This window comes from Variovorax paradoxus (genome assembly GCF_009755665.1).
Lineage (GTDB): Bacteria > Pseudomonadota > Gammaproteobacteria > Burkholderiales > Burkholderiaceae_C > Variovorax > Variovorax paradoxus_G.
Genome location: NZ_CP046622.1, coordinates 4,287,748 through 4,299,983, shown reverse-complemented (window position 1 = coordinate 4,299,983; position 12,236 = coordinate 4,287,748). Strand labels below are relative to the sequence as shown.

11 protein-coding genes are annotated in these 12,236 nt (G+C 66.8%); 5 read left to right on the top strand and 6 right to left on the bottom strand.

The genetic code is table 11. The features are described from left to right. Window positions 1-4: 4 nt before the first annotated feature. The 3 genes from GOQ09_RS19995 to GOQ09_RS19985 are packed head-to-tail and all read left to right on the top strand — an operon-like array spanning window position 5 to window position 3,554. The gene (locus GOQ09_RS19995) at window positions 5-739 is read left to right on the top strand and encodes an ABC transporter ATP-binding protein (protein ID WP_157615117.1); all 735 of its coding nucleotides are present in this window, start codon (window positions 5-7) and stop codon (window positions 737-739) included. Further along, a complete protein-coding gene (locus GOQ09_RS19990) occupies window positions 739-2,157 on the top strand; it encodes a DUF3526 domain-containing protein (RefSeq protein WP_157616771.1) in 1,419 nt (472 codons plus the stop codon). Before GOQ09_RS19995 ends, GOQ09_RS19990 begins: the two co-directional genes overlap by 1 nt. After that, window positions 2,154-3,554: a DUF3526 domain-containing protein gene (locus GOQ09_RS19985; protein WP_165442107.1), complete on the top strand. Its 1,401-nt coding sequence runs from the start codon at window positions 2,154-2,156 to the stop codon at window positions 3,552-3,554. The genes GOQ09_RS19990 and GOQ09_RS19985 overlap by 4 nt, the downstream gene beginning before the upstream one ends. An 81-nt stretch (window positions 3,555-3,635) precedes the next feature. Here GOQ09_RS19985 and GOQ09_RS19980 read toward each other — a convergent pair whose 3' ends face one another. Continuing rightward, the gene (locus tag GOQ09_RS19980; RefSeq protein WP_157615115.1) at window positions 3,636-4,970 is read right to left on the bottom strand and encodes a heavy metal sensor histidine kinase; all 1,335 of its coding nucleotides are present in this window, start codon (window positions 4,968-4,970) and stop codon (window positions 3,636-3,638) included. After that, window positions 4,967-5,650 (bottom strand): heavy metal response regulator transcription factor, encoded by a 684-nt coding sequence (locus GOQ09_RS19975; RefSeq protein ID WP_157615114.1) that lies wholly within the window; start codon window positions 5,648-5,650, stop codon window positions 4,967-4,969. The genes GOQ09_RS19980 and GOQ09_RS19975 overlap by 4 nt, the downstream gene beginning before the upstream one ends. Window positions 5,651-5,843: 193 nt before the next feature. Here GOQ09_RS19975 and GOQ09_RS19970 point away from each other — a divergent pair, with 193 nt between their 5' ends. Both GOQ09_RS19970 and GOQ09_RS19965 read left to right on the top strand, forming a co-directional pair. Beyond that, complete coding sequence (locus GOQ09_RS19970; RefSeq protein WP_157615113.1) at window positions 5,844-6,308, top strand: (2Fe-2S)-binding protein; 465 nt, start codon at window positions 5,844-5,846, stop codon at window positions 6,306-6,308. Between the two features lie 10 nt (window positions 6,309-6,318). After that, on the top strand, window positions 6,319-8,526 hold the full coding sequence (locus GOQ09_RS19965) for a xanthine dehydrogenase family protein molybdopterin-binding subunit (protein ID WP_157615112.1): 2,208 nt from the start codon (window positions 6,319-6,321) through the stop codon (window positions 8,524-8,526). A gap of 31 nt (window positions 8,527-8,557) precedes the next feature. On the opposite strand, the gene GOQ09_RS26215 is transcribed toward GOQ09_RS19965, so the two are convergent. Genes GOQ09_RS26215 through GOQ09_RS19950 form a run of 4 tightly spaced genes read right to left on the bottom strand, consistent with a single transcriptional unit; the run spans window position 8,558 to window position 12,236 of the window. Then, the gene (locus GOQ09_RS26215) at window positions 8,558-9,277 is read right to left on the bottom strand and encodes an MmgE/PrpD family protein (protein ID WP_207309873.1); all 720 of its coding nucleotides are present in this window, start codon (window positions 9,275-9,277) and stop codon (window positions 8,558-8,560) included. Continuing rightward, window positions 9,246-9,992, bottom strand: coding sequence for an MmgE/PrpD family protein (locus tag GOQ09_RS26210; protein WP_207309872.1), 747 nt, complete (start codon window positions 9,990-9,992; stop codon window positions 9,246-9,248). Before GOQ09_RS26210 ends, GOQ09_RS26215 begins: the two co-directional genes overlap by 32 nt. Continuing rightward, a complete protein-coding gene (locus tag GOQ09_RS19955; protein WP_157615111.1) occupies window positions 9,937-10,983 on the bottom strand; it encodes a phosphoglycerate dehydrogenase in 1,047 nt (348 codons plus the stop codon). Before GOQ09_RS19955 ends, GOQ09_RS26210 begins: the two co-directional genes overlap by 56 nt. Further along, window positions 10,980-12,236, bottom strand: coding sequence for an MFS transporter (locus GOQ09_RS19950; RefSeq protein WP_157615110.1), 1,257 nt, complete (start codon window positions 12,234-12,236; stop codon window positions 10,980-10,982). Before GOQ09_RS19950 ends, GOQ09_RS19955 begins: the two co-directional genes overlap by 4 nt.

Sequence of the window (12,236 nt, the reverse complement as noted above, 5' to 3'; positions counted from 1 at the left end):
CCGCATGGACCACGAAGTGCTCTCGGCACGAGGGCTGGTCGTCAACCTGGGCGGCCGCCGCGCGATCGACGGACTCGACCTGAGCGTGCCGGCCGGCAGCGTCTATGCGCTGCTCGGCGGCAACGGTGCAGGCAAGACAACCACCCTGAACGCGCTGCTGGGTTTCGTGGCGCCTGCCGCCGGGAGCGTCCAGGTCGCCGGGGTCGACCCACGCCGCAATGCCGCTGCGGCGCGGCGCCATCTGGCCTATCTGCCGGAGAACGTGGCGCTGTACCCCTACCTGAGCGGCACCGAGAACCTTCAATACTTCTGTGCGCTGGGTGGAGTGCCGTTGGCCGATGCAGCGGCCCATGTCCTGCTCGACCAGGCCGGCCTGCAGGCGCCGTCGCACACGGCGCGTGTCGCGACTTATTCAAAAGGCATGCGGCAGAAAGTCGGCCTCGCCATTGCGCATGCCAAGCATGCGAAGGCGATGCTGCTCGACGAGCCCACCTCGGGCCTGGACCCTGGCGCCGCCAACGACTTTGCACGGCGCGTGCGCGCCGCCGCCGGTGCCGGCATGGCCGTGCTGATGGCCACGCACGACTTGTTCAACGCCAAGCAGGTCGCCGATCGCATCGGAATCATGAGGGAAGGGCGCCTCGTCGCGCAGTTCGATACGCACACCGTCAGCCACGACGAGCTGGAGCGCGCCTATCTGGCTCACACGCGCGCAACGCCCTTGGAGCCAGCCGCGTGATGGCCGCTGCCGTGCTGCGAAAGGAATTGCGCGCGCTCGTGCGCGACGGGCGTTTCGTTGTACTTGCCGTGTCGATGTCGCTGCTGCTGGCCGGCCTGCTGTTCGCATCGGCGCAGCAGCAGCGGCGGCTCGCAGAGGAGAAGGCGCAAGTCGGCGAGCTGGTGCGTCGGCAGTGGGATTCGCAGGGCGACAAGCACCCGCATCGCGGCGCGCATTTCGGCCTTTACGCATTCCGCCCCGACTCGCCGCTGGCCGTGGTCGACCCCGGGCTCGCTCCCTACCTGGGGCAGGCGCTCTGGCTGGAGCCGCATCGGCGCAACATGACGCGCTTTCGACCGGCGGCCGACGAGCCGCCGTCGGTGCGCTTCGGGTTCTTGACGCCGGCCTTTGTTCTTCAGGCGCTGCTGCCGCTGTTCATCGTCGCTCTGGCCTTCAACGCCGTCAGCCTGGAACGAGAAAGCGGAACCTTGCGCATGCTGCACAGCGCCGGCTTGCCCGGGCGCGCACTGCTTGCGGGAAAGTTCCTGGCGCTGCTCTCGGTGGTCTCGCTGCTCCCGCTGGCAGCAGTGGGAACGGGTCTTGCCTTGGTGACGGCAGGCGCGTGGCCTGGTGCGGACACCGTATGGCGCGCGACCGTTCTGGCGGCCACCTTCCTGATCTATTGCGGTGTCTTTGCTGCGCTGGGATTGGCGGTGTCAGCCTTGGCGGCGAGCAGCCGGCGCGCACTGTTCGTGTTGCTCGGCCTGTGGATCGGTTTCGTCTTCGTCGTGCCGCGCCTGGACGCGGCGGGCGCGCAGGCCGTGGCACCACTGCCGACCGCCGAGCGCTTCTGGGGCGACATCCAGCGCGACTACGCCGAAGGCTTGCCGGGCGATGGCGCGCTGGCCGTGCGCAACGAACGTTTCGATGCGGAGCTTCTGCGCAGGCACAACGTGCGCCGCCTGGAAGACCTGCCCTTCGGCGCCTATGCGCTGCGCCGGATGGAGCGCGATGCCTACGCCGACCGCGTGCATGCGATTCACTTCGGCCGTCTCTGGGACCGCTACGCAATGCAGGAGAGCGTCGCACGCATCGCTTCGGCGTTCAGTCCGACGGCGGCCATGCGTTCGATCTCCATGAAGCTCTCCGGCACCGATCTCGCGCATCAGCGCCACTTCGAGGAGGCGGCCGAGCAGTACCGCCGCCGCACGAACACCAAGATCGACCAGTGGGACATGGACAACTCCCGCGGGCTGACTTCGTTCGACGAAAAGTACGCCGGCGACGCGCTGTGGCGGTCGGTCGATGCCTTTCACTACACGCCGCCCAACATCGCTTTCGCGTTGCGCGCGGCGTTGCCCGACCTTGGCGTGCTTCTCGCATGGGCGATGGCGGCCTGCGGCTTGCTGTTGCTTGCGGCGCGGAGGCTGCGGCCATGACGAACCTCATCTTGCGTGCGGAATGGCGGCGTTTCGTTCGCCAGCGCACGCATCTCTGGGTGGCGGGTGTTTTCGCCGCGCTGCTATGCGTGAGTGCGCTCTGGTCGGGGTTTGCCGCAAGGGAATTGCGGCTCCTGAATGCGCAGGAGATGGCCACATGGGAGCAGGCGCGGACGCAGGCACGCGAGGGAGCAACCGGAACAAGCGCCGCCGTGGCGGGCGGCGACACCAAGGCGATGATGGCCGCATTCCAGTTCGCCCGGCTCAACGCGCCTCCCGCGCATCTGCCTGCGCTCGGCGGCCTTGCCCTTGGAACAGGAACATTCGAGCTGCTGAGCCCGACGATGCGCGTCACGGTCGAGAGCCGGCACACCGACGCCCGCAAGAGCGACCGGATCTCGAACCCGCTGCTCGAAGACCTGGGGCCGCCTGATTTCGCGACGCTGGTCGCGCTGCTGCTGCCGCTCGCCATCCTCGGCCTGTGCTACGGACTGGTGCAGGAAGACCGGGAACAAGGCCGGTGGCGGCTCGTGGTTGCGCAGTGCGCGCAACCGTGGAGCGTGTTCGCGATCGCGCTCTGCATTCGTGCGGCGGCGGCTTGGTCATTGGCCGCCGGTGCGTCGCTGCTGGCGTTCGCGCTGGATCCGGGTTCGACCTGGTACGCCGTGGTGGTCTGGCTGGCGACCTTGGGTGCGTTCACCGTTTGCTGGACGGCGTTGGCCGGGCTGTTCTGCTTGCTGCCGGTGTCGTCCGGAGCTGCGGCGCTCGGCATGCTCGGTGCGTGGCTGCTGGCCACATTCGCCGTCCCCGCCGCCCTGGCGGGGATTGCCGACAGTGAGGCCCCGATGCCGTCGCGGTTGGCGGCGGTTGCCGAACTGCGCGCCGCCCAGCAAGACGCCGAAGTGCATATGGAAGAGCACCTGGCGGCCTGGTACGCCGCTCACCCGGCTGACCGGCCGGCAGGGCGCAGCACCCACACCTGGCCGGTCAGCTTCCTCCCGAGGTATCTGGCCCAGGACCGCGAGATCCGGCCGCTGATGGCGGAGTTCGACGAAACGCGCGCGCGCCGCTTCGTTCTGCTCGAGCGATGGTCCTGGCTTTCGCCGGGCATGGCGCTCGCGATGACTGCCGACCGGCTTGCAGGCATCGATGCCCCGCGCTACGCGCGGCATGTGAACGCCGTCAATTCATACGAGGACGCCTGGCGCGCCTATTTCGTGCCGCGAGTCATGAGCTACCGCGGCTTGACCGCGGAGCACTACGACAAGCTGCCCAAGTTCGAGCCTTTGGCAACACGCCCCGAGGCTGCGGCCTGGCGAGGTGCGCTGGCGTTGAGCATCCTCGCTCTCGCGCTGATTGCCGCCGTGGGCCTTGCGCGCGCTGGCCTCCGGCCTTGAAGGCGGAGCCGCCACGCGATCGCTTGCATCGCCGGGGCAAAGGTGCGGCCGATGCTTCCGGAGGTCCACAGCTGGAGGACGTCAGAGCTTGTAAGAGCGCCCAACGGCAAAGCCGATGCGGGTGCGGCCGCCGCCGGAGGTTGCCATGGTGTGCCCCGAATGCATTCGCGCAATGGCCGCCACGATGGCCAGCCCGAGCCCGTGATGCAGGTGCCCGTCGGTGCGCGACTCGTCCGTGCGAAAGAACCGGTCGAACAGCCGCGGGATATGCCGCGCATCGATGTCGGGTCCGGTGTTCTCGACCCAAATCTCGGCGCCGCCTTCCGCGTTGACGCCAATGTGCACGGTGATTGAAGAACCCCTGAGTGCGTAGCGCGTCGCGTTGCCCAGAAGGTTCGACACCGCGCGCTTGAACAGCGGCTGGTCCACTGCGACTTGTGCGTCGCCCTCGATGTAGACACGCAGTTGCGCCTCGCTCAAGGGCCCTTCGTGGAAGTCCACGACTTGGCGAACCAGGTCCGCGAGGGGTGAGACGGCATCGCATCTCGCGGTTGCGCCGCGATCCGCACGCGACAGAAAGAGCATGTCGTTGACGAGCGCCGCGAGCCGCTGCAGCTCTTCGAGGTTGCCGGTCAGCGTGTCGCGCAGCGCTTCCGCAGGCCGGTCTTCGCGCGACAGTGCCACTTCGGTATGCCCGATGAGCGCGGCCAGCGGTGTGCGCAACTCATGCGCGACGTCGGCGTTGAATGCCTCGAGCTGCACATAGGCCGACTCCTGCCGCCGCAGCATCGCATTGAACTGGTCGATCCACGGCTGGAGCTCGGCGACCGGCTCGGCCAGCGAGAGCCGCTGCTCCATCCGGCCCGGTGAGATGGCGCGCGTCTGGTCTGCGAGTGCGCGCAAGGGCTCCATGGTGCGGCGGACCCTCCATGCGCAGGCGATTCCCGCAGAGACACCGCCCAGGAGGGTTGCCGTCACCAAAATCAGCGCCAGCTTGCCGAGCATGCGGGAGTCTTCGGTGATGTCCAGCAGCAGTGCGCCGCGAGTCTCTCCCACGGTGAGAGGCAGCGTGAACTCCATGCGCTGCGCCTTCGTGTGGTTTGGGAGCACGTCCGGGTCGCGGTACAGCAGCTCCCCATTGGCCGCATGCAGTTCCAGGTAGGTACCGGCCCGGCGCGGAATCGCCGCCTGCAGGTGCCTGCGCATTTCAGGCAGGCCGCCAGTGCGCTCGGCGGACACGGCCGCGTCGCGCGTTGCGGCCAGTTTTGTCGTCAGCAAGGCACGCTGCTTGTCGATGAACGACCACTCGGTGGCAGCGAAGATGCCGGCGCAGAGCAGGCCCAGTCCCAGCGCCGTTTGCGAGGCGAGCTGAATGGACAGGCGCGTGGCCAATGAATAGCCGGCCTTCTTTTTCATCTGGAGCGTTCTTCCAGCACGTAGCCCATTCCGCGCACGGTGTGCAGCAGGCGTTGCGAGAAGGGGTCGTCCATCTTCGCTCGCAGGCGGCGCACGGCCACCTCGACGACGTTGGTGTCGGAGTCGAAATTCATGTCCCACACCTGCTCGGCCAGCGTGGTGCGAGACAGTATCTGGCCGCGGCGGCGCAGCAGTACCGTCAGGAGCAGGAATTCCTTGGCCGTGAGCTCCAGGCGGCGACCGTCCCTCGTGGCCTTGCGGCCCAGCAAGTCCACCTCGAGCTCGGCCAGCCTGAGAGTGGTGGGATGGTTCGACGCGCCGCCGGAGCCGCGGCGCATCAACGCGGAAATCCGGGCCAGCAATTCCGAGAACGCAAACGGCTTGACCAGGTAGTCGTCAGCCCCTTCCTGCAGGCCCCGCACGCGGTCTTCTACCTTGTCCCGGGCGGTGAGCATCAGCACGGGGGTGTTGCTGCGCGCGCGCATGGCGCGAAGAACTCCGAAGCCGTCCACGCCGGGCAGCATCACGTCGAGCAGAACGACGGAATAGTCGCCGCCTTCGGCCAGGCGCCTGCCTTCGATGCCGTCGCGCGCCACGTCGACCACATAGCCGTTCTCGGTCAACCCTCTCACGAGGTAGTCCACCAGCCGGCCTTCGTCTTCCACTATCAGCAGCCGCATCGCTTGCCTTCATTAAAACCACCGCAGACGCGATGATCACAGCAACCCGCCGTGCGCACATTACAAATTTGTCATCCAGCCGGCAATGCCCGGAGGAGGCTTGCAGAAATGTAATGTCGTGGTCACTTTCCGGCGTGTTGGCCATTCTCAAATACCTGCAGCCCCGCCAGCGGCGGCAACAGGAGAGAACGCGATGAGCACGCAACTTCAGATCAACGGCCGCCGGGTGCGGGTCGATTCCGCGGCGGAGACACCTCTTCTGTGGGTGCTGCGAGACGAGCTGGGCATGACAGGCACCAAGTACGGATGCGGTGTCGGCCTGTGCGGCGCATGCACGGTCCACGTGGGAAACGATCCCGCGCGCGCATGCATCACGCCTGTCGGGGCACTGGCCCGCCAGCAGGTTCGCACCATCGAAGGCCTTGGGCAGGACCGCATCGGCCGCGCCCTGCAGGCCGCCTGGATTGCCAACGACGTGCCGCAGTGCGGCTACTGCCAGTGCGGACAGCTCATGAGCGCGGCCGTGTTGCTGCGCACCACGCCCATGCCGACCGACAAGGACATCACGGAAACGATGGCCGGCAACATCTGCCGGTGCGGAACCTACGACCGCATCAGGGCGGCCATCCACGAGGCAGCCCGTGCGCTGTCGGTCTGAAGGAGCCGCCATGTCCAAGCCCAACGCTCTCGCATCTCAAACCTCGCCGCATGCTGGCCATCGCCTGTCGCGTCGTCAATTCGCACTTGCCGCCGGCGGCGCTGTGTTGACCGTTGCCATTCCGCTGGGTGCGCAGACCCAGCCTCCGGCGGCTGCGCCCGGGAGCGCGCCTGTTCCGCCCGCGCGGCCGCCGGTCAACCGCGCACCCGGTTCTTTCATCCGCATCGCCGCCGATGGTGTGGTCACCTTCCTGCTGCCCACCTGCGAGATGGGGCAGGGCATTCACACGGCACAAGCGATGATCCTGGCGGAGGAGCTTGGCGCAGACTGGAAGCGGGTTCGCACGGCCATGCCCGAGCAGGTGACGCCCGATTACCGGCTCCCCATGGGCCAGCAGCGTTCGGTCGGTTCGTTCGGCGTGCGCTTCTGGCACGACCCCCTGCGCCGCGCTGCCGCGCAGACAAGAGAACTGCTGACGCTGGCCGCGGCCGAGCGGCTGTCGGTTCCGCCGGCGTCGCTTGCCGCTGACGAGGGATACATCGTTCATGCGGCGAGCGGCCGGCGCGTGCCCTTCGGCGATCTGGTGCAGGCGGCATCGGCACTGCCGGTTCCGCAGAACCCCGTTCTGCGGCCCGCGGAACAGCGCAAGCTCACCGGCAAGACAATGCGCCGCATCGACACGCCGGACAAGGTCACCGGCCGGGCGCTCTACGCGGTCGACATGAAAGCACCCGGCATGCTGCATGGGGCGGTTCGCCTGTCGCCCGTGTTCCGCGCCGAGGTGGAATCGATGGACCCGGCGAGCGTGCGCGGAATGCCGGGCGTGGTTGCGGTCGTGCCGGTGCCCGGCGGCGCGGTTGTCGTTGCACAAAACTGGTGGCAAGCCAAGCAGGCGGCCGACAAGCTCACCATTCAATTCAAGGCGACGCCCAACGACCGCGTCGGCACCCCCGAGCTCGACGAACGGATGCGCGCCGCATTGGACAGCGGCCCGTTGCCGCCTGCGTTGCAGCGCGGAGATGTGGAGGCGGCCTTTCGTGCCCCGCACAAGCTGGTAGAGGCCGACTACGCCGTGCCGCTCCTTGCGCACGCGTGCATGGAGCCGATCAATTGCATGGCGCAAGCCGGCGCCGACCGGCTGGACCTCTGGACCGGTACGCAGGCCCAGGACATTCTTCTGCGCGACTGCGGCGCAGCGGGCGGCTACAAGCCAGAGCAGGTCTACTTTCACAACGCCTACCTTGGCGGGGGCTTCGGCCGCAAGACACACGCCGAGTCGGCCGTTCAGGCGATGCTGGCCAGCCGCGCCGTGGGCGGCCGCCCGGTGAAGGTGCTCTGGTCCCGCGCCGACGACATGCAGCAAGGGCAGTACCGCCAGACGATGATGTGCCGCATGCGCGCCGCGCTCGATGCCGATGGCCGCATACAGGGGCTGCGTGTACGGGTTGCAGGCCCGCAGATGGGGCGCGACAACGGCATACCCCTTACCAACGGTGTGGCCGACGGGATGTCGCTCACGGGAATCATCGACATGCAGTACCAGATACCGAACATGCTGGTCGATCACGCGGTGGTGCCCATGCCGATGGCGCTGTCGCCGTGGCGGTCGATCGCCAATTCCTTCACCGGGTTCTTTGTGGAAGCCTTCGTCAACGAATGCGCCGCCGCCGCGGGCAAGGACCCGCTGGAGTTTCGCCGCCAGCACTTGCAGGGCCGCCCGCGCATGCTCGCCGTGCTGGACAGCGCCGCGCAAAGCGCGGGCTGGGGAACCGCTGCGCCATCTGGGGTGGCGCGCGGTCTTGCCGTGGTGGAGAGCTATGGGAGCCCGGTTGCCCAGGTCGTGGAGGCGCGGCTTCGAGACGGCCACGTCAAGGTCGAGAAAGTGCATGTGGCCATCGACTGCGGCCGTGCCATCAACCCCGGTCAGGTCGCGGCGCAGATGAGCGGGGGCGTGGTCGATGCAATGTCCGTTGCCCTGCGCGCGAAGATCACCATCAAGGACGGCCGCGCGGAGCAATCGAGCTTTGGCGACTACCAGATCCTGCGCATGGGCGAGGAACCGCAGGTGATAACGCACATAGTGGAGATCGGCTCGCCACTGGGCGGCGTGGGCGAGCCTTGCGTACCGCCTCTGGCGCCCGCGTTGGCGGCCGCCGCCTCCACCTTGTCGGGGCGCCAGGTGCGGCGTTTGCCGCTTGCAGACGCGGGGCTGGCCTGAGCGGCGCCCGGGCTATGCGCTCCCTTGTTCGTCAGGGTTGTGGACACATGGCGTCGAACAGCGGCTCGTATGCCGTCTGGCTCGCCAGGGCGGATACGAATTCGAGCACGCGGCCCTGCGCGGAACGGCTGATGTGCGGCGCCGCCATGCGGCGAAACTTTCGCTCGAAGTCCTCGTCGGTCATGGGTGTTTCGAGCGATCCCGGGCCGGTGGTCCTCTCGCGGGTGAACGCTTCGCCCGAAGCCAGCGTCACGGTCACCCGATTTGCCAGCTGCCTGGGGAAAAGCACCGTCAGCTTCGGGTCTTCACTCACCGTGGTCCTGCTCATGAGCGCCACGGCGCGCGGATCGGAAATCTGTTCCGCCGCGTAAGACTCGAGGGTGATGTCGCCGTCCATCAGTGCCCGCGCCACGTTGTAGGGCAAGCTGTGGTCCGCCGTCTCTCGCGTCTGGGGGCGCCACTTCTCGGCCGTGTCGGCAAGCACCCGCAAATTGAATTCCGACGTTTCGATATGAATGGCGGCAATGGTGTCGATGTCGGGTATTTGCGATCTGAGATCGATTGCCGCCCACACTGCGGTATGCAGTTCTCCATTGGTGGGAAAGGTCTTGGTGAGCGAGCGGAGGATGGCGAACTGCCCGCCATCATTGTTGCGGCCGTTGCCGAAACTGCCGACGTCGAGATCGAACGCACCCGTGATCTGCTTGAAGAACCCCATCTCACCTTCGAACACCGGCGCCGGTCCCGTCATTCCGTGGCGCGCGAGCGTGGCGGAAAAAAATCGCGTTCCGGGCAGCGTTGGCTGCCGAGCAACCCTTCCAGTCGGACAACGATCCCGAGCGCACCTGGCGCATCGCGATGTGTGCGCTCAGCGCGATGTTGATCGCCTGCTCGGTTTGCGCTTCGTCGAGCTTCATCAGCCTGGAGGCGGCTGCGGCCATGGCCACGTTGATGTAGTTCACATGGTCCCAGCCGCGCTTGTTCAGGGTGGCCGCGTCCTGCAGCCGCATCTGGATTTCGTAGGCCACGACGACGGCCGCCATGAGCTCCCGGCCGGTCGATCCTTCGGCCTCCGCGAGCGCGAGGCATGCAGGAATGTTGTCGCTCGGATGCCCAGGCTCGCGGCCCATGTAGCCGTCGTTGTAATCCAGGAATCGCACCATGATGCCGTTGGCGAAAGCGGCCAGCTCGGGTGTCGTTCGCAGGCGCGTGCCGAACACGCTGGAAGATGCGTGCGGCGTAGCGGATGCCACAGCGATGGCAGTCTTCACCGGACTTGCGCCATAGGCCCCCAATATGCACGCCAGGCTGTCGATGAAACGCCTTCGCATGCAGGCGTTCACCTGCTCGGGAATCTCGTCGGCGGAAAGTGTGCAGGCATATCGTGCGATACGCCGTGCAAGCGTCGGCTCAGGCATGCATTGGCCCTTTCGAATTTTCGGAAAACTCCATTGCCGGCCGTCCATCGGCAATCACGCAGCCGGCCGGCAGGGCGCCACCTTGCAGCACCGCAACCGTGCATTGCGCGGCAATCCGGTTCGTGCGCGCCAGGCCCTCGCGCGTGGATGCACTCGAGTGCGGCGTGGCAATGACGTTGGGCAACGCGATCAGCTCGCTGGTCACGCTGGTGTACGAGGGATCGGACTCGCTGAGGAAAACATCCAGCCCCGCAGCGGCAAGCTTGCCGGCCTTCAAGGCGTCGAGCAGTGCGGCGTCGTCCACCAGGCCGCCGCGCGCCGTATTGACGAGGATGGCCGTGGGCTTCATGTGCGCGAGTGCCCTGGCATCGATGAGCATGCGGGTATCGGGTGTCAGGGGTGCATGCAGGCTTACGACATCGCTCGAGGCCAGCAAAGTGTGCAGGTCGACATACGCGACGCCGTGCTTGCGGCCCCATTCCTCATCGGGCTTTGTGGTCGCCGCGAGGATGCGCGCCTCGAAGCCCTTCAGGCGCTGCACGACGCCGCGGCCGATGCGGCCGAGTCCGACGACGCCCACGGTCTTGCGGTACAGGTCGGTTCCGGTGAGGATGGTCCAGGCCCCTGCGTTCATTCGCATCTGCGACTCGCGCAGCCGATGGCTGGCCGCAAGCATCAGCGCCAGCGCGTGGTCGGCAACGCACGCGTCGTTGCCGCCTGCGGCAACTGCGGCCACCTTCCCAAGGTGCGCCACCGCCGCCGTGTCCACGCGTTCGTAGCCAACGCCTCTGCGTGCGATGACCTGCAGCCTGGGCAGCCTGCCCAGCAGCTGTCGGGTGACCTTTGCATGGCCGACGATCCATCCATCGGCATCCGCGAGAATCTGCGCGAGGGTGTCCTCCGAAAGATCGCCGTCGGCCTTGCCGGGAGGCAGGTCGGCGAGACGGACCTCGCATCCCTGCGAATTCAGGTACGAGATGGTCTCTTCGTCGAAGAACCTTTGTGTGACCACCACCGTCCGCATCGCCGGGCGGCTCATGTCGCTTCCTCCGCCTGTGCTTGACGGCGGGAAGGAGAGCTGCGAACGACTTTCAGCACCAGCAGGGCCGACAGGCAGGACAGCACCGCCGCATGCAGCATCATGTAGCGCCATGCCGTCAGGTCGACCAGCAAGCCCAGGAAAGCCGGCATCAGCGTCTGGCCGATTGCCGCGGCGGTCCAGTACAGGCCGGTGTAGGTGCCCAGGTACTTCTGGTGGGGCACGATGCTCCAGAGAATCGCGACGGCATTGATGGCGAAGGCGGCCCATCCGACGGCCACCAGGGCCATGGCCATGGACACCTGCACCGTGCTCGTCGCGAAGAAGACCGCGACACAGCCAAGGGCGACGACGAGCATGCCGAGCATGCAGACCGCCGCACGGCTCGTCCGGTCGGCGATGATGGCCACCGGGATTGCCGCCACCAGGAAGGCGATACCCGCCGGGAAGCCGATCGACCCGGCGGTGCCCCGCGACAGCTCGAGCACCTCCATCAAATAGGGCGTCAGCTGGGAGCGAATCGCCGTCCAGGTGCCGTTCGCGCCAAAGACCGCAAGCAGGAGCAGCAACCGGCGTTTGTCCGGCGAAGTGAAGATGTCCAGCACCAGCCCTTTCAGGCCGAGTTGCGGGCTCTCGTCCGCTTCTTGCGCGATGCCATGGGGCTCTTGCGAGGAGAGCCCCCTGCATGCGACGTACATGCCCATGACAAGGAGCACCGCCGGAATGAAGAAAGCCAGCCGCAAGTCCTTGTCCACCACGACGTAGCTGATGGCGGCGGACGCAAGAATGGTCAGCGCCACTCCGATGCGGGCCACCGCGTTGCCCTTGCTTCGATGGTTGGGTGCCTGGTAGTCCGCCGTGAGTGACTCCGCGATGGACTTGAACCCGTTGGCCACGAACGCGAAGCCGACCATCGCAACCAGCAGCATCTCGAACGAGATTGCCCAGGGAATGAGCGCGAACAGCACAGCGGCCACGGGAGCACCAATGAGCAGAAAGCGAAACCGGTTGCCGCCGCTGGCCTTGTGCTGGTCGGACTTGTGCGCCATCCAGGGCTGGACGAAGATTCCCAAAAGGTTGTCCATACCCATCAGCAGGCCGATGACGGCGGCACTGCCGATGTACTGCCTGAGCGATGCAGGAACTTGTGCGTCGTAGAAGTTCCAGACCGACTCTTGGGCGAACATCGCCAGCGCCACGAAGAACGCGGCCTTCTTGTTGAAGCGGCTGATGTCGGGATTTCGTTCGGCCAT